Raw genomic sequence first — 19,486 nt, forward strand, 5'->3', positions numbered from 1 at the left:
TTCTTTGGCCGTAAGCGAAACATCCTTAGAGTTGCTGCCAGGAAAAAGCAAGGCACACAAAAAAAGCATTAAGATGACTGTACTAACTACCCCACAACAAGTAAAACCGCTTGAGAAGGTTTTCTCCCGCGTGCCATTTATACTCCTGCTGCTGGTGGCGCTGCTGGCCCTGGCTGTTCCTTCCGTACCGGTAACCACCACGGCTGCTGCCAACATCAATGCAGCCGATACGGCCTGGATGCTGACTGCCACGGCCCTCGTGCTGATCATGACGCCTGGGTTGGCTTTCTTTTATGGGGGTATGGTCAGCCACAAGAACGTGCTCTCCACGATGCTGCAGAGCTTTATCTGCATGGCCATCGTCACGGTGCTTTGGGTGGTCTTCGGTTTTAGCCTGGCCTTCGGAGATTCGATCGGCGGCCTGGTAGGTGACCCGAGGACTTATTTTATGATGCGCGGTGTGATGGACGGTGCTCCCTGGCCCGCCGCTCCAACCATTCCGTTGCTGCTGTTTGCCATGTTCCAGTTAAAATTTGCCATCATCACGCCCGCCCTGATCACCGGTGCTTTTGCCGAACGCATCAATTTCAAGTCCTACATTCTGTTTATCTGTCTCTTTTTTATTTTCATCTATGCGCCCCTGGCACATGTTACCTGGCACCCCGACGGCCTGCTGCTGCAGTTGGGCGTTCTGGATTTTGCAGGCGGCACGGTTGTGCACATGTCGGCAGGGTGGGCAGCGCTGGCTTCTGCTTTATACTTAAAAAAACGCTATGACACCAATCACCGGCCTTCCCACGTTGTTTTTGTGCTGCTGGGCACCGGCCTGCTGTGGTTTGGCTGGTTTGGCTTTAATGCCGGTTCAGCCATGGGCGCCAGTGGGCTGGGGGTCATAGCGCTCGGCACCACCATGACGGCCTCGGCCGCGGCAGCCATGGCCTGGATATTTTTTGATTCCCTGAAAGGACGAAAGCCCTCGGCCATGGGAACCTGCATCGGAGCCGTAGTTGGCCTGGTGGCTATTACACCTGCCGCCGGTTTTGTCACGCTTCCGCACGCGCTGGTTATTGGCGTAGTAGCTGCCATTGTGAGCAACCTAGTGGTAGACTGGCGCACCCGCACGGCTATTGACGACACGTTGGACGTATTTCCGTGCCACGGTGTAGGCGGTATGGTGGGCATGCTATTAACCGGCGTTTTTGCCAGCCAGGCGGTAAACGAAGCTAACACCACAGGTAACGGGCTGATCTTTGGCGAAGTCAGGCTCTTTTTAGTGCAGTTGGCTGCCATGGTGGGCGTATCCGTCTTTGCATTCTGCGGCGCCTGGCTCCTGCTCAGACTGACAGACCTGATCATGCCGCTGCGCGTAACAGAAAAAGAAGAAACCGAAGGCCTCGACCTGAGCCAGCACGGTGAAACAGTATGAAGCAGCTATGCCTCAACCTTGGGAGGTATGCGCAAAGAAGAACATCCTATACTTACAGGCTACCGGCATCAGCCTGCGTGCTAACGGCTATTTGGGCTGGGTTAAAACGATAATAACAATAACTTTCATAGCGCTATACTTCTTAAAGGATACAAATCCGTACGGAGTAGTTAAACCTAAACAGGCAAGTATAAAAGGGCTTATTCCGACCCGTAGAATTGCTATTGTGCCACGCGCCGGCCTTAGGTTACAGGCTGTTTTCCTTGGCGGGGCTACGGAACTTGTTTTCAACTATTTAATTGCAGAAATTGATTTTTATGGATAACGTGGACGATAATATTCTGGAAGTATACCGGAAGGAAGTAGGCTTGAAGTTTCAGTTGTATAACAGTCTCTTCACCTCGCTGCCCTTTCACCGGGTAGAGAAAACGGGCGTGCTGCTCTCTATTTTTCTGCAGCATTGTGAGGAAGGCTACGACAAAAAACAAAGCCCTTCGGAAATTATCCGGAGTTTTATGCAGCAGTATACCTCCTACCAAACAGATCGGGAGCAGCTGGACCTGCTGTTCCGGTTTGTGCAGTATGCCGAAAGGCAGGTCGTATTGTTCGACGCCCTGGAAGATGCCGCTTATGCCGACACCCACGACATGAACGGCATCGGTACGCTCAAGCACCTGCAATCGCAGATATTGCACACGGGCATGGAGCCGCAGCTTGCCGAAAAGCTAAAAGACTTTTCAGTGCGGCTGGTGCTTACCGCGCACCCGACGCAGTTTTATCCCAGCGAAGTGCTGGGCATTATCAACGACCTGTCCAAAGCCCTTACCAGCGACAACACCGCCGAGGTAAACAGCTATCTGCAACAGCTTGGCAAAACCCCCTTTTTCAAAAAGCAGAAACCTACGCCGTATGACGAGGCGGTGAGTTTGATATGGTTTCTGGAAAACGTTTTTTATCAGTCTGCCGGGCATATCCTTTCCAGGCTTAAAAATCAGTTCCCGGAGCAGGTCACGGCCCAAACGCCCTTGATCCGCCTGGGCTTCTGGCCCGGCGGCGACCGGGACGGCAATCCGTTCGTGCTGGTAGATACAACCCGCAAAGTGGCCGGTGCGCTGCGGGCCGCCATTATCCGGTCCTACTACACCGATGTGCGCGACCTGAAGCGCCGCCTTACCTTCCGGGGCGTAGAAGACTTGGTGGCAGCACTCGAAAAAAAGCTCTACAACAACCTGTACGTGCCCGATTACAAGGCCGACATCACCAAAGCTGATATTATCCAGACGCTCGAGCAGATCCGGACCACCCTGGTGGAGCAACACAACGGCCTGTTTAGAAGCATGGTCGAAAACCTGCTCCGGAAAGTAGAATTGTTTGGTTTATACTTTGCCTCCCTCGACATCCGGCAGGACAGCTCGGTGCACACCGAAGTGCTGGAAGCGATCGCTGCCACAGCCTCCGTCCTCCCCGAAAATTACCAGGCGCTGCCGGATACGGAAAAGATCCGGGTGTTACTGCAAACAGAGCATCCGTTCGATGCTTCGCTGCTGGTAAACGAACTGCACCGCGACACACTCGAATCCATGGCGGCCATCCGGTCCATCCAGCAGCACAACGGCGAAGAAGGCTGTCACCGTTATATTATCAGCCACAGTACCAGCGCACTGGACGTAATAGCGGTTTACGGCCTTCTGCTGCTCAGTGGCTGGAAACGCGATGCGCTTTCAGTAGACATTGTGCCCCTTTTTGAAACCATTGCCGACCTGGAACAGGCTGGCCAGGTGATGCAGGCGCTCTATGAAAATGAAACCTACCGCCAGCACCTGCAAATACGAAACAACACCCAAACCATTATGCTGGGCTTTTCGGATGGCACCAAAGACGGCGGTTACTTGATGGCCAATTGGAGTATTTACAAAGCCAAAGAAGAGCTTAGCGCTCTGTCGAAGCAGTATGGCGTGCAGGTGGTCTTTTTTGACGGGCGAGGTGGCCCCACGGCGCGAGGTGGCGGCAAAACGCACCAGTTCTATGCCTCCATGGGCAGTAATATTTCCAACAAAGAAATCCAGCTGACCATCCAGGGGCAGACGATCAGCTCTAACTTTGGCACGCCCGCTGCCGCCCAGTATAACATGGAGCAACTGATCCATGCGGGCATCAGCAACGCCCTTTTTACTGCCCGCGAATCTACGCTTACCAAACAGGAAGAAGCTTTGTTGCAAGGGATGGCCGATGCCAGTTACCAGGCGTACAGCGACCTGAAAAACCACCCGGACTTTCTGGAGTACCTGACCTATGCGAGCCCCCTACGCTATTATGCCGAGGCCAACATTGGCAGCAGGCCAGCCAAACGCAAGCCAGGCAAACTGAACCTGAACGACCTGCGCGCCGTGCCGTATGTCGGCTCCTGGAGCCAGCTAAAGCAAAACCTGCCCGGCTATTACGGGGTAGGCACCGCATTCGAGCAGTATGAAAAGGCCGGCAGATGGTCAGAAATTGAGGAGCTCTACCATCATTCGATGTTCTTTAAAACGCTGCTGGATAATTGCGAAATGGCAATGAGCAAGTGCTTTTTCCCGCTCACGGCTTTTCTGGCTGATCATCCGACCTATGGCCACCTATGGCGCATGATCTACGAGGAATTTAACCGGACCAAAAGGTATGTGCTGCGCTTAGCCAATGTAGCGGAGCTGCTGGATGATAAATCGGTGAATCAGCTTTCCATCCAAATGCGCCAGCGGATCGAACTGCCCCTGCTCACAGTGCAGCAGTTTGCCCTTACCCGCATCCGGGAAATGGAAGAGCAGGATACAGCAGACACAAACAAGCCTTTGTATGAAAAACTGGTGATGCGCTGCTCTTTTGGCATCATCAACGCCGAACGGAATTCCGCCTAGCTATACTTCCAAAAAGAAGAAAGCCGGCAAGTATGGAGCCTTTCCACACTTGCCGGCTTTTGAATTTATACTGCTGCTCTTATACTTACTTTGGACCAGGAAACGAAGCTAGCGTAAGGCATCAAACGAATACTGAGCGTTGCTCCAGAATTCATCCAGCGCAATAATGCGCGGCTTAAAGAACGAGATCAGTGCAGGCCAGTCATTCTTGTCAAAGACATTGACCGGAGAAATTTCCGTGTAGATCCTGCTGATCACTTTATCGTCGTCGTTGGTTGTGTGCAGGGCCCACTGCCACTCCTCGCCCACCTGCTCGTGCAATACGTTCCGAAGGGCCTCGAACTGCTCAAAGAAAAGCTGCTGGATCTCCAGATCCGGGTGAGTCAGCTCGATGGCGATGGATGCGGTTTTTTTATCGGCCTGCATCCGGAAGTATACATCCTTTATGCCGGTGCGGTAATTCAGCCAGTTGGTTCGGTAACCTTCAGCAGAAAGATGCGGGGCAATATACTGTCCGAATGTGGTCCAGAAAGCCTGCCGGAGTTGGGAAGCTTGTTCGCGTGTATACATAGTGGCAAATTATGAAATTATGCCCGGAAGGCCAACTGGCGCCGGCCAGGTGCTGGCCGGCAAGTATAACTTCAAAATTTTTATTTAAGGCCAAGGGCGTGCATTTCCTGGTCAATGCGCTGGTTCCAGCGTTGCTGGGCGGCCTCGTCCAGGCCATGCTGCGTCTCGCCGTCGTATTGTTCCTGCAGGTGGTTCATCTCCCGGAACGATTCGATATACTGGTACTGAATGATGCTGTTGTAATCTTCGAGCGTCAGATTGTCGGGCTGCACTTTTTTCTTGAAGCGCTCAGCCACAATTTTGACGATATCAAAATGCCGTTGCTCATGATTCAGGCTGTAGGCGTTACGGGCCACATCCTTCACCCATGAGGATCTTTTTAAAACATACACTTTCATGGTCAGGTCCAGCTGGATGACCCCGTTAACCACGGTGCTTTTCCCCTCATAGGCAAACCCCGGGAAAACAGACGCGGCAAAGTGGCTCGTTTTACTCGGCGCAGCCAGAAAATCATTCCAGTTCAGGGGCCGGTCTAGCCTATAAAATACGGTATCATCCTTGCCGTTTTGGGTATAATCAATAAAGGAGACCTCTATACTTCGGGCCAGCTTTGCGTTACGGCCGGCTTCTTTGTCCATCCAGGTATTCAGGTAAGTAAGGGCGTCGGCCAGCGACTGCCGGAGCACCGGTTCTACATCAAAGCGCTGGCTTGCCGGGCGGTTATACCTGGCGCCACCTTTATAGGCCAGCAGTTCCACCGGGCCTTCTTCGCGCTGCAGATCGAAGGTCATGCCCACGGCAACATTTCCGTCCACACGGCCTTTCGCACCGGGCTTCTCCGTTACTTTAAACTCTTTCAGACGGATGATGATGGGTCGCAGCTTTTTATCAGCCGGCAAGCTCTTCTGAATGTATTGTCGGATCGCGGCCAGGCCACCTCCCTGCAGGTCGACCGGACGTGGGGTGCCAACCTGCGCGGTGGCAGCACTGGCTACAGGTAGCAAGTATGCAACAGCCGCTTTCTCGTCCCGCTCGTCTTGCACAGCAGCTACATAAAACTCTTTGGGGCTAAAAGGCAGCCGTTCTGCCCGCAGCGTAATAGTTTCCGTTTCCCATGCAGGATTAGCCGCGCCACCAAGCAGCAGCACAAGTATGCTTAGCAGCAGCCAGCGTTTTGTGTTCTGAAGGAAAACGGCTGTGCTTGCAGGCTGCGTTTCCTTCTTCTTAAAGCTTTTCAGGATATTTTTATCTGACATAACTTCCCATTCATCAAAAGGCGCCAAAATACGGCTTTATTAAGTATAAAGCTGCCTTTGTTGCTTTTGATGAACATACGCCAAGCCTTTTCGGTTCGCCCGGACAGCAACGGGTTCTACCGGCTTTCATCTTGCCACCAGCGTACCCTGTTTGTTCGCTTCTGGATGCAATAGGGCACAAAAAAGGGGGCTGATCTACATCAGCCCCCTTTTTTCATTACCGAAACAATTTAATGGGTAACCAGCAATTTGCCCTGCGCTTTACCCGAAGCAGAGGCTGCCCGGATCATGTAAACACCCTGGTTGGTGCCGCTTGGCACGGGGAGTTCGGTTGTAACAGCGCCTGTGCCGTCGGTCTGCACATTTCTGGACTGTACCTGCTGGCCGGTTATATCATACATCATCACCTTCACCGACTCGCCCGGGCCGAAACCTTTCAGCTCCACGTGCACCCGGTCGCCGGAGCTTGGATTTGGCCACACCCGTAGCTGGTAGCTTTCCGCCGACTTTGTTGCGTCAGCAGTAGTAGAGATACTCTGCAGTGCAGCACTTACAGTCTGGCTTGAAGATGCAGGCTGATCTGCTTTTAAGAGCGTGATGCGTGGCCGCCCGTCCCCGTTTCCATCGTAGTACTCTGACAAGTATAAATTGCCGGTAGCTACATCCTCGATCACGTCCAGTGGGTTGGCAAAAGGCCGGCGCAAACCGGGTATCTTTATACCTTCTGTCGCCCGAATAATATCCAGGTTTGACGTGCCCGGCTCCAGGGTAATAATGTCATCCCCGCCACTGAAGCGGCACACCATGATCTTGCCCTGCAGCTTGCCGCCAAATGCATTGCTCTTATATTCTATGGCCCCATTCGGGGAAATGTTCAGACCGAAATCATAAGCCCATCCGCGGTAGTTCGGTTCTGCCGGGGTACCCACCGCATAACCATAGTTTACGCCATCAATCGTCCACACAATTTCACCCGGGTCTTCGCGGGAGGTCGGGTTACCGCCATTCATGATGTATTCGTTGCGTAGCACGTTCGGATGACCATAATAGCCGCCTTTCTGCACCCGGAACAAGTAGTCGCCTTGCGTTTGTCTGACGTCTGTCAGCGCCGGGATATCCGGCCCGGTATATACCTGTCCGTTCGACCAGGTCATGCCGTTTTTTAGGGCCGGAATATTGCTGCCTGCCGCCGAGCCATTGGTAGGCACATACAGCTGCCCGTTCGAGTGCCACACCAGATCGTATGCATTCCGGACACCTGATGCATAAATGGTAAGCGGCGCACCGCTGGCATATGGATTATAGCTGCCACCATCGGCCGTTTTCACATCCACCGGCAACCCTACTACCTTTGCCCGGGCAATGTCGAGGCGCAACACAGCTGCGTTCAAAAGCTTTTCAGAACGGTTACCCCAGGCGGCATCGGGAGACCCCATACCAGAGTTACTTCCCTGCACAACATACAAGGCGCCATCAGGCCCGAAATCAATGCTGTTGGTGGAGTGGTCTTTGTAAGAGCGGGGCAGGTTGATGACATAATCAACGACCTGCGGACTTGCCGGCGTGGTTAAGTTAACCCGGGAGATCTTTCCTGACCATTCGGCTGCTCCTGTAAAATTAGGATCGGAATGGCTGATCCAGGCAATTAGGTTAGATGCAGTAGCTGCCGGGTCAAACCGCAGTCCGATCAGCAACCGTCTGTCTGTTCCGAACGGCGCAATGGTAACGTGGTTGTTGAAGGTGCCGTCCGCATTGATATCCCATCGTTCGATTTTACCTCCCGAAGTGGCCGCATACAGCCGGTGATCAGGCCCGATCGCCAGGCTGGTGAAGCCATCTGTTCCGAACGTATTATCGATCAACGTCGATTCTGTAAAAGACACCCCTGCCAGATCGGTTGGTGTTTCCGGGGTTGTACTTGTGGTAGTAAAGCGGGAAGTGAACGGAATCATCGGGTATCCGTTGCCATCTTTTACCTGATCCGTTATCTGGAATTCGTAGGTGGTGTTTGGCTTCAGCGTAGCAGATAGCGTGATCGCATCTCCTCCGCCTGTGGAGTTCACAGCAGTACCTGCTACCTCTGCACCGCCACCAACTGCCACCGTATATAGCTTCACGGTATTAGGGTTTACGGTGCTGCCGTTCAGCGACATGCCGCTTGGGAATTCCAGGTCTACCGAGATCGACTGGTCTAAAGGCACCAGCGTCGCATCGTCTGCCGGCCTTACCGCTGTTACGAATGGCCGCAGCAGCTCACTTTCGGGCACCTGCTTGACAATGGTATAATTCAGCTTTGTATTCAGGCCACCTGTGGCATCGAGGGTAAGCTTGCCGTCCTGCACCTTCACGGTAACAGTAGCTGACTTAGACCACTGTTCCTCGGTAGGCACAAAATCCTTAATGGCTGCTACCCCTTCTACATTGAGCTGGTGGCGGCTATTGAAGTAGCTGGGGTCACCAACGCTTACCGTCACACTATAAGCGCCGTTAGGCACTGCCAGCTCCCAGCTCCCCGGTGTTTCCCCGTTCGTGGAGACCTGCATCTGGGCTAAGGTGCGCAGGCGGATGTCGGCTGTACCGGAGCGCTGCCGCATGCTGGCTGTATGATCTTTTGGTTGCTTGGTGGAGGGATCTACCCAGCCAAAGCCTCTTGTGGCATCGTATGCCTGCCCGGCGTCCGCCGTATAGCCACTTGGTGTAGCAGAGCTGGCCAGCTGGAAATTGATCTTGATGTCCTGCGAAGAGGCAGGCTGCGTAACTGTGAGAGTTACCTGTACGCTGGCCGAAGTATACCCGTCAGCTGAAGCGGTAACAGTAGCCTGGTATGTGCCTGGAGTTTGATTAGTATTGATATTTGAAGCTCCGAAGGTAATGGTTCCCAAGTTGGCGGCAGGCAGTGTCAGCCAGTCTGCGCCTGCCGATTTGCTCAGTTTTACGGCCGGTGTGCCGGAAGAGGCAGACAGGGAAATGGATTTGGAAGACACACTATTGCCTTGCTCCGCTGTAAAGCTCAGCGTAGTAGGTGAAAAAGCAAGTGCCTTAGCTGTTTCCGTCGACGGGGCAATGATAGCATAGTTCAGCTTGGTATTGGTTCCACCGTTAGCATCGATCGTAAGTTTGCCATCAGATACTTCCACGATCACCGTACCGGAGCGGAATTTTTCTGTAGAAGTAGGTACAAAGCCCGAAATCGCCGCTACGCCTTCCACGTTCACCTGGTGCTTGCTGTCCAGATAGCTCGGGTCACCGGCGCTCACTGTCACACTATAAGTGCCATTGGCAACGGCCATTTCCCAGCTTCCCGGTGTTTCGCCTTTTGTATTGGTCTGCTGCATCTGCACCAGCGTGCGCAGGCGGATGTCGGTCGTGCCGGAGCGCTCGCGCATGCTGGCCGACTGGTCTTTGGGCTGCTTGGTAGAAGGGTCTACCCAGCCAAAGCCTCGCGTGGCATCAAACGCCTTGCCTGTATCAGCTGTATAATCCGTTGGTGTAGCCGAAGTTGAGGGCTGAAAGTTGATCCTGGCCGTCTGATCTGTTACAGGACTCACCAGCACATAATTCAGCTTAGTGTTGGTACCGCCATTGGCATCCAGGGTCAGCTTGCCGTCCTGCACCGTTACGGTTACCGTGCCGGAGCGGAATTTTTCTGTAGAAGTAGGTACAAAGCCCGAAATCGCCGCTACGCCTTCCACGTTCACCTGGTGCTTGCTGTCCAGATAGCTCGGGTCACCGGCGCTCACTGTCACACTATAAGTGCCATTGGCAACGGCCATTTCCCAGCTTCCCGGTGTTTCGCCTTTTGTATTGGTCTGCTGCATCTGCACCAGCGTGCGCAGGCGGATGTCGGTCGTGCCGGAGCGCTCGCGCATGCTGGCCGACTGGTCTTTGGGCTGCTTGGTAGAAGGGTCTACCCAGCCAAAGCCTCGCGTGGCATCAAACGCCTTGCCTGTATCAGCTGTATAATCCGTTGGTGTAGCCGAAGTTGAGGGCTGAAAGTTGATTTTCACGTCGCCGGTTGATGAAGAGGGCGCCGGTGTTTCAGCGTTTGCTTTTACCTGAAAGGAATCAAAGGCATATGTAACAGGCGTAGTGGCATTCCGGTGTGTTGCCAGAATACCACTCAGCACCGAAGATCCTGTAAGGCCCATCGCCGAAACATCCAGCCATGGTTGCGAATAACTTGCACCCACATTGGCGTAGGTGGTGCCATCTGTTGAGTAATAGCCCTGTGCACGGCCGGTGGAAGCATCGACAACCAGCCGGATCTGAACGGTCTTTGTATCGAGGCCGCTAATGATGCTGGACTGCCGCATATCTGCTGTTCCTCTTCCGTCCGATACATCATTTATCTCACGGCGAAGTTCCAGTCTGTTGCCAACTACTACCAGTTTGAGAAAAGTATGGTCGTTCAGGCCAAGCCATACCCCTGCCTGCTGTGCGTCGGTTCCATAAAAGGGCTGTACCAGTGTGGCCTCTACCACCAAGCCATTGCTACCGTTCACAGCCACAGCCAGGGCATTCAGCTGGTTGTTGTTGGTCTGGTATCCAATTCCCTTATTTGTAGTCAGGCGCAGGGCTCCTCCTGATATAGCTAATTTGCTTGCCTCATACCATGGCTTTGCAGGATCTGTAGGCGTGCCATCTGCGGAAAGGCGGGTTCCTGAAAAAGCAGCTACTTTCTCGAATCCCGTGCCAAGGCCGGCTTTATCGGCGACAGTACCAGCTACACCGGCGTTAAAATCCAGTCGATAAGGAAGCCCGGCGCCATAGCCCGGAATACCCGGATAAAACAAGCACAAAAGCAGTAATAAATAGGTATGTTTTAATAAGTGAAGCCGAGTAGGAACGTAATGGTTGATCATGAATTCTGTCACGTTTTGTAAAAAATTTTTCATAAACTCTTGTAAACTTTTTCTCCATCTTCTCTATTTGTCCCCTGTGCAAACAAGTACCTTCATCGGGTACTTCAACTGAAATGCCTTAAAAGAATAGCCGTACAAGTATACCTGCCCGTATCTGACCTGGATTATTGTTTGAATTTGAGAAGCTAACAGTAATAAGTTTCTGAGATACATTAGTAAGAAATGCAGTTACCCCTATCAACTTACTTATAGCTACATTCTATTATTTTAGTGCGGCTAACAGCTCAATTAGTATAAGACTGTAAGTTTACAATACGAACATTTTAGCGGAATGTGGTTTAATTTTATACAGTTATTTAAAATTTTATTTATAAATGCTCTTTAAGCTAACCGGGTGATTCAATCCCTCCTTTTTAGACAGTGGCCCGGGATATTCATAGATAATTATTCCAATATCTCATCCGCAATCATCCTTCTATATTGTTAGCCAAATATTTAAAATCACTAATTTTGAGTTACCTGTTTATCAGCGCTTTTAAGCCTGTTTTCGGGGTAACGCTACATTAACGATGTACAATTAAATGTTGTTGGCTAAAATTGTATTTTTATCTTAATAAAAATACAACAGACAGACAACCAACAGCTTATCAGCTATAATTACACGTATAACTTCGAAGTATAAACATAGATTGTTGGCGACAGCTGTTAAACAGGGAGCAGGGGAAAGCCGGAGAACAGAAAAAAGCCATCCGGCAGGCTTTGCCTTCTGTCAGGAAACAAGTAAAGTATAACAATGGGTCCCATACTCTCTGTTACCTAAAGTACACAAAATGAGAAAGGTAAATAGTGGCACAAATAAAAAAGGGGGCTCCAGCAATGGAGCCCCCTTTTTTATTTGTATCAAGCCTTAATGTGCTACTATCAGTTTGCCTTGCGCCTGCCCGGAAGCCGACGTCGCTTTTAACAAGTAGATACCACGCTGGATATTGCCTGTGATCGGCATTTCTATGGTAGCCACACCATTTGCATCCGTTTCTATACTTCGCACCTGTACCTGGCGCCCCGAAACATCATGCATGGATATTGAAACCATTTCATGAGGGCCAAAACCATGCAATTCTGCCATGACCTTGTCTCCTGTGTTGGGGTTTGGATAGAGGCGCAGCGAACGGCCATTCGCATCAAAGCCTGATTCCTGGGTCATCAACTGGCTCTGTGAAGTTGCCAGCGCGGAGGCAGCGGATGCTTTGAAGATCTCGACAGCAGCTACTGCTACCCGGTTTGCCGTTGGATTGAATTTGAAGTTAAGCACGCCGTCCGTTACACTCACATCGAAATCATGAACCAATGCAGCTCTATACCCTACTTCCCGGTAAATATCGAAGTTTGCCAGGCGCAGCGAATTTTCGATAGTAGTGTTGAACACGCGTGCGCCTGTGGAAGAGAAGAAATTTTCCACAAAGTGTACCCGCACCATATAGTTTCCATTAGGCAACGGAATATCGTAGCGTGTTTCTGCCAGATCGGTTGCTGCCGATAGATAGGTCTGGTATAACACATCGTCATCTGTGGCTGCTATCGGCGTTTTCACGACCTGCGCATCCAACTTAATAGAGCCTTTGCGGTAATCAATGTCGGCTTCCCATACTTTGCCCCCGATCGTCACACTGTTATCTGCAGCGCCTTTGATTCGTTTTATAGCAGAGATGGTCGTGCTGTTATCGTTGGCAATGCCGTAAAGCGGAATGCGGAGCGGCGAGGCGGCATTATCATAGTATACCAGCACGGCTGCATTCTTGATCCCCAAGCTTTTTGGAGTAAACTTAACGGACATGGTCGTTGAGGTCTGTACAGCGAGGGACGTTGTAGCAGGCATGGTAGCAGAGAACTCATTGGCATCAGGCCCTGCCAGTTCGATAGACTTGATCTGGATAGCCGGATCGCTGCCACTGACATACGTTTGCCCCAGGTTGCTCAGCTTCACGCTTAGAGTTTTGCTACTTCCTAGCAGCACCCCGGCAAAATCTACATCCGATGGCGCAGCTGCTAACTCTGAAGTATAGGCAGGCCCATCCGCCGGCTTCACATTGCTGATATAATAAATGTTATCCTGGTAATCATAGTTGGTGTAGGAAGTACCCAGGTAATCCCCTCCGATAATATATGCATTGGGGATGATGTTGCCTTTGTTATCGCGTGCCTTCCAGATACGCATGCCAATCTTGCCCTCCGAGTTCCTGGTTCTGTCAGAATAAGCCGATCCTACTTTCATTCCGAAACTGCCGGAAGGGCTAAAAGTCCCCTGCGCCAAAGCAGTAGTAGAGCCACTTTTACGCGGAAGCAAGGATTGCCCGTCCAGAGAGTTATGGGTAAAGAGCGTCACCAGGGTTGTGGAGCCTTTATCATACCACTGGAACCGCTCTGTATTGGAACAGCAGTTATGATAGGCGGCCATCTGCTTCACATCTACCGGTTTACTTGGGTCTACTCGCACAAAGAAGGAAGATAGGATTTCATCCGAATTGGGCACGATGGTTTCCCCGTCGATTGTACCGTCATCGTGGTTAAAGCCCGTCTTTGTTTTAAAGCCAAATGCATTGATGATCTCCTGCGCGTAAGGCTCACTATTACCCTCCCCTGCTTTCTGCCACAGGCCGCGCAATACTACCTTTTTGTAAGGGGCAAAATCATCATTCGAATAAATGGAAAGTGTATCTGTGAGCACCTTCACACGGGTAGCGGCATCTTTGGCAATAAATTCCACTACGGCCTCAGCATACGTGCCGGAGCTTACCGATACCGGCAAGGAAGAGGAGGCATTGTAGTCGGTGCTGTTAAGCGAGACGATCTTCCAGGCACTGCTGTTAGAGAGCACCAGGTTGCTAAGCACAAGGGTGCCTTTGCCTTTGTTATGGATCCGCAGTTTTACCTGATTGTGGTTGCTATTATACGGCGTATAGGTACCATCATCTTTTAAACGTCTCCAGGGCGTCTGGATAAGTGAAAAGGTCATTTCGTCCAGTCCGGGGAATTTATCATAGTTTTCGACGAACATATACGTGTTGGTCGTGGTCCCCTCGGCTACGCTGAAGTTATAGGTATCCGTTGTCGTTACATTGCCACTTCCGTCAGTTGCTCGGGCACGGACCGTATAGTTGCCGATCGTGCTGATCTTAATTGGGGAAGAATAAGTTGTATAGGAGCCACCGTTCAGGCTGTATTGTACCGAGGCCAGGCCAGAACCACCATTATCGGATGCCTCTACCGAAACCTGCACTTCGTCGCGGTACACGCCGGCAGACTGTTGTGTTCCCGTAAACTTAACCGAAACGACAGGCGGCGTCACATCGCCTGCTGCTGAAGAAGGGCTGATCAGGGCATAGTTCAGCTTGGTATTGGTTCCACCGTTTGCATCGATCGTCAGTTTGCCATCGGTCACTTCCACGATCACACTACCGGAGCGGAATTTCTCTGAAGAAGTAGGTACGAAGCCCGAGATCGCCGCTACGCCTTCCACGTTCACCTGGTGCTTGCTGTCCAGGTAACTGAGGTCGCCGGCGCTCACCGCTACACTATAATAGCCATTTGGCACGGCATATTCCCAAATTGACTGCCCGATTTTAGTATCCTGCATTTGGGCAAGTGTTCTGAGACGCACATCCGTTGTACCGGAGCGCTCGCGCATGCCGCTCGTCATATCTTTGGGCTGTTTGGTGGAAGCATCAATCCAGCCATATCCTCTACTTGTATCAAACGACTTGCCGATATCGGCTAGGTAGCCTGTTGGTGTTGCTGATGTGGATAGCTGGAAGTTTACCATCACATCTTGCGAGGTAGGCGGAGGTGTAGTAGTACTTTGCTTAGCTACAACGAGGTAATTTGTTTGAGCCCCGGCAGCCGGGCTGGCCAGGTTGCCACCCAGGGTGACTTTCCCAGCGGCAAAGCTCTTGCTGTACAGGTTCATGGCACTGATTTGCGAGTCCTCTACGCCCAGCTGGTCGGCAAGCTTTGTCCACCCCGAAAGCCAGGTAGGCAGCGCCGTTGCACGGGGATCATAGGCCACATACACCGTTGCTGCTTCAGAAAGATCAAAAGAGAGCAGCGAAGTGCTGGTGCTTTTCTTGTCGTCGTTGGCAGTCTGGATCAGCGTAGCGCCTGTTAAAGTAGAAGGCACCGACGTGATCTTGTAAGTACGGTCCGTGTACATCAGCGCGCCCACCGCCAGATCGGCAACCTTGTAGCTCTTGCCACTGGTCGCGGCTACATTCGAAATAAGGGTTGCAGCAGCAACCGGAGCTGGTTTGGCTACCACAAAGTAGTTGTTTTCAGCACCGGCCGCCGGGCTGGCCAGGTTGCCACCCAAGGTAACCTTGCCAGCTGCGAAGCTCTTGCTATAGAGATTCATCGCGCTGATCTTGGAATCATTGATCCCGATTTTATCCGCGAGCTTCGTCCAGCCGGAAAGCCAGGAAGGCAGCGCCGTGCCCCGCGGATCATATGCTACATAAATCGTAGCTGTTTCTGACAGGTCGAAGGTGAGCAAGGCAGAACTGGTGCTTTTCTTGTCATCGTTGGCCGTCTGCACCAGGGTGGCACCGGCAAAGGAAGAAGGCACCGAGGTAATAGTATAGGTGCGGTCGGTATACGGCAAGGCGCCCACCGCCAGATCAGCTATTTTATAGCTCCTGCCACTAGTGGCCGATACGTTCGAGACAAGCGTGGTCGTAGCGAAACGGGCAGCACTTACACTTCGTTTGGCTGCAAGGGCAGGTGAAGCGAAGGCAAGTGAAAATAGCTGGATACTCATGATAAAGCCTGCAAGTACCGCCATTAAGAACCTGAGCTTTATTGTACTAGTAGTATAATTATGTGACATAGGTAGTCATTTTGTTTTAGTGATTCCGAAATCCTGATGCAATGCTTGAACGAGGTATTCCCCCGTGTATTTTATCTGATGAAGTATAATTAGTGAGAGTGTGGTCTGAAATAAGGTTCTGCCTTGTTATACCCTTTTGATTCTGTTGGAACTGTACCTGTTGCGTATGCCGTCGGGCGACTTGTAAAGTTTATATACGCTAAATACAATCCGAAGACCTGTGATTTTTTAACTTTTGTTTCCGATCTGGCTTTATACGTAGTATCATGCTGTTCTATACTTAGCTTTATTTATATATTTAATTTCAGGAGAGGTACGTGTCATAGCCCTCTCCTGTTACCAAATTTATTGTACTATTATTTTTGATTGCAGATTGCCCGAAGCAGCCTGCGCGTTGATCAGGTAAATGCCCTGCTTCAGGGAGGTGCTCGTCAGGATTTCTGCTGTTGCCCTGCCCTGTGCATTGGCAATAATGGTCTGCGACAATAAAGAACGTCCGACTACGTCAACCAGGGTAACCACAATAGCCTCCTGTGCTGCGAAGTTTTCTAGTTCCACATAAAGCTTATCTCCGGCCGTCGGGTTAGGGAATACTTGCAGTTTTATGTCTGTATGCGGCTGCTCCCTTGCTATCGTTTGCGTTGCAGCAAGCCCCTGTGATGAAGCCTTTGCCACAACCAGGTAATTTGTTTGGGAACCGGCCGCCGGGCTAGCCAGGTTACCACCCAGGGTGACTTTACCAGCGGCAAAGCTCTTGCTATATAAGTTCATAGCACTGATCTGCGAATCATCTACGCCCAGTTTATCGGCAAGCTTTGTCCAGCCCGAAAGCCAGGTAGGCAGCGCTGTTGCGCGGGGATCATAGGCCACATACACCGTTGCTGCTTCAGAAAGATCAAAAGAGAGCAGCGAAGTGCTGGTGCTTTTCTTGTCGTCGTTGGCTGTCTGGATCAGCGTAGCACCTGTTAAAGTAGAAGGCACCGACGTGATCTTATAAGTACGGTCCGTGTACATCAGCGCGCCCACCGCCAGATCGGCTACCTTGTAGCTCTTACCGCTGGTCGCCGCTACATTCGAAATAAGGGTTGCAGCAGCAACCGGAGCTGGTTTGGCTACCACAAAGTAGTTGTTTTCAGCACCGGCCGCCGGGCTGGCCAGGTTGCCACCCAGCGTAACCTTGCCAGCTGCGAAGCTCTTGCTATAGAGATTCATGGCGCTGATCTTGGAATCATTGATCCCGATTTTATCTGAGAGCTTCGTCCAGCCCGAAAGCCAGGAAGGCAGCGCCGTGCCCCGCGGATCATAGGCTACATAAATTGTAGCTGTTTCTGACAGGTCGAAGGTGAGCAAGGCAGAACTGGTGCTTTTCTTGTCATCGTTGGCCGTCAGCACCAGGGTGGCGCCTGTTAAGGAAGAAGGCACCGAGGTAATAGTATAGGTGCGGTCGGTATACGGCAAGGCTCCCACCGCCAGATCAGCTACTTTATAGCTCCTGCCACTGCTGGCCGATACGTTCGAGACAAGCGCCGATGCCTGGTTCACTACCGAAAAGGTCACTGTCAGCGCGGTGCCTGCCGTTCCAGAGCCTTTTGAAGCAGTATAAGGCGTTGCTTTTATAGTATAGTTACCTAAGGCAGGCGTCCAGGCATAATAATCCCCGTTGTTGTCATCGCCATAGAAGGCATAAGGGGCAATACTTTCCGTCACGGACTTTGTTTGCGCACCGGATAGCTGGAAACTAACACTGCCCACAGTAGCCGGATTGGTGTTCGCCCGGATGTTAAAGTTCTTTGTTGGCAAGGTGGCCAGGTTCAGCGTGGCGCCGTTTGTCAGCGTTTGCAGGTCTTGGTTGTTATCGGCATTAATAAGCGTCAGGCTGGCCACCTGCTGGCTTGTCGTGGTTCCTGCCGGCTGGCCTTTGCGGTTTGTTTTGGAAAAATTTCCTCCAGTGTAATAAATAACCCCATTCACGGCAGCGGCCACACCGGCCGAAGTTGTGGCAGGGAGCGGTGTTAGCTTTGCCCAGGAGTTGCTGGCAGCAGAATATGCCAGCACCTGGCTAGTCTTCACGTTATGCGATGTTTCCCCACCCAGCACCAGAATGCGGTTTCCCAACACGATAACTGACGAGGAAATATGATCCAGCCCGGTCGGCATGGAAGCGACATACGTCCAGGAGTCTGTCTCCGGATCATACCTTTCCACCGTTGCCTGGGTCACGGTGTTGTCATCCTGGTGGTGTGCTCCGCCTATATAATACATCTTGCCTTCGAAAACCGCCGAGCCCGGGTGGTTACGGGGGTTAGCCAGGGGAGCAGCCGCTTTCCAGCCCGCTCCCAGGTTGTCGAGGTCCAGCACATAATGCTCTGCAATATCGCTGCGCGACAAATTGGCGCCGCCGGCATAATGCAGTTTGCCTTTCAGGTATTGCATCTGGCCGGCTGCCAGTTCTTTTGGCAGGTCAGGTAAGCGGGTATAGGTGTTGCTGCCTACATTGTAGCGGTAAACCTGTTTGGTACCAAATACCTGCCCTGTGCCGCTAGAATTGGAAGTATAGCCCCCGGCCAAATAAATATCAGTGCCATCGGTGGCCAGTCCTTCGTGGGTGATGCCTCCAAAATCGGTTCCTTTTGGCAAATGCGGCAAGTCCGCAATCGGGCTCCAGGTATTGGTGGCAGGATCATACACATACGCCCGCTTGGTAGGCGTCCAGCTGGGCTGTTTCAGCACATCATACCCGCCAAAGATGTAGAGCTTCCCATTCACCGTCTCGCCATGCACCTCGTGGGTACCAATGGGCTGACTGGCCGCCGTCCCCCACGTTATACTTGTGAAATCCGCTATCTGCGTTCCGGCAGTAACCGTGATCACAGCAGTTGCGGTGCTGGAAAGACCTTCGGCATCGGTTGCTTTTATCGTTAAAGAAAAGCGATCCTGGTAATGATGGTTCAGGCGCTTTGCCACCGCAAGGGTACCTGTACTGCTATTTAAATTAAAAGTGCTGTTGGTATTGCCGGCCGTGAGCGCATACGTTACCGCACTCCCGTCCGGGTCAGCGGCGGCTACTTTGCCCACGCTTGCCCCGATAGCGGCATTGTCGGAAATGCTCAGGATATAGGCGCTCTTCTCAAAAACGGGCGCAGTGCCTGCTACAGCGGTAACACTAATCAATGACAAAAAGGTAAAAAGTAGGAGTAAGAGCCGTACAGGGCGCTGTGTAGCTAAAAAGGAAGGCTTTCTGCTATCTGCTACACTTGTGTGCTGTCGTAAATTTTTTTTCATACGCTATTTTCACTCGTTATAAGGCAATGATGGATAAGCTTGAGAGTATTCTGTTTTATGTAATTATTTATACTTAAGACTGGTCTTAAATAATACGGCGTAAAACGCCAAAGGCGGCTTTTAACAATACTGTTTTAACATAAATGGCTGCTTTAATTCCCCGATATACCTTAGCTAAGGGTGAAAGGTTATTTTTTAAATGTGAACATCATTTTACGTTCAATTTGCTTTGCCTGCGCGCTGCATAATACCAGCTCATTTTAAAAACATTTAAGGATGCGGACGCTCGCCAGGCAGGACGAAAGAGGCTGCTTCTTTTC

Annotated in this window: 8 protein-coding genes; 3 read left to right on the top strand and 5 right to left on the bottom strand. The window is 51.6% G+C overall.

Annotation, left to right across the window (positions count from 1 at the left end):
* Positions 1–73: 73 nt before the first annotated feature.
* The 3 genes from LWL52_RS11360 to LWL52_RS11370 are packed head-to-tail and all read left to right on the top strand — an operon-like array spanning position 74 to position 4,320.
* Entirely contained in the window at positions 74–1,426 is a 1,353-nt protein-coding gene (locus tag LWL52_RS11360; protein ID WP_242919891.1) for an ammonium transporter, read from the top strand.
* Complete coding sequence (locus LWL52_RS11365; protein ID WP_242919893.1) at positions 1,413–1,751, top strand: hypothetical protein; 339 nt, start codon at positions 1,413–1,415, stop codon at positions 1,749–1,751. Before LWL52_RS11360 ends, LWL52_RS11365 begins: the two co-directional genes overlap by 14 nt.
* Positions 1,744–4,320 (top strand): phosphoenolpyruvate carboxylase, encoded by a 2,577-nt coding sequence (locus tag LWL52_RS11370; RefSeq protein ID WP_242919894.1) that lies wholly within the window; start codon positions 1,744–1,746, stop codon positions 4,318–4,320. Before LWL52_RS11365 ends, LWL52_RS11370 begins: the two co-directional genes overlap by 8 nt.
* Positions 4,321–4,428: 108 nt before the next feature.
* Here LWL52_RS11370 and LWL52_RS11375 read toward each other — a convergent pair whose 3' ends face one another.
* The 5 genes from LWL52_RS11375 to LWL52_RS11395 all read right to left on the bottom strand — a co-directional run bounded on the left by LWL52_RS11375 (position 4,429) and on the right by LWL52_RS11395 (position 19,061).
* Complete coding sequence (locus LWL52_RS11375) at positions 4,429–4,890, bottom strand: DUF4268 domain-containing protein (protein ID WP_242919895.1); 462 nt, start codon at positions 4,888–4,890, stop codon at positions 4,429–4,431.
* Between the two features lie 80 nt (positions 4,891–4,970).
* Positions 4,971–6,146, bottom strand: coding sequence for a hypothetical protein (locus tag LWL52_RS11380; protein WP_242919896.1), 1,176 nt, complete (start codon positions 6,144–6,146; stop codon positions 4,971–4,973).
* 230 nt (positions 6,147–6,376) lie between these two features.
* Positions 6,377–10,945, bottom strand: coding sequence for an Ig-like domain-containing protein (locus LWL52_RS11385; protein ID WP_242919897.1), 4,569 nt, complete (start codon positions 10,943–10,945; stop codon positions 6,377–6,379).
* A gap of 970 nt (positions 10,946–11,915) precedes the next feature.
* Positions 11,916–15,815, bottom strand: a complete 3,900-nt coding sequence (locus LWL52_RS11390; RefSeq protein WP_242919898.1) for a malectin domain-containing carbohydrate-binding protein — start codon at positions 15,813–15,815, stop codon at positions 11,916–11,918.
* Positions 15,816–16,229: 414 nt separating this feature from the next.
* The gene (locus tag LWL52_RS11395) at positions 16,230–19,061 is read right to left on the bottom strand and encodes a Kelch repeat-containing protein (RefSeq protein ID WP_242919899.1); all 2,832 of its coding nucleotides are present in this window, start codon (positions 19,059–19,061) and stop codon (positions 16,230–16,232) included.
* Positions 19,062–19,486: the final 425 nt, after the last annotated feature.

This window comes from Pontibacter liquoris (genome assembly GCF_022758235.1).
Lineage (GTDB): Bacteria > Bacteroidota > Bacteroidia > Cytophagales > Hymenobacteraceae > Pontibacter > Pontibacter liquoris.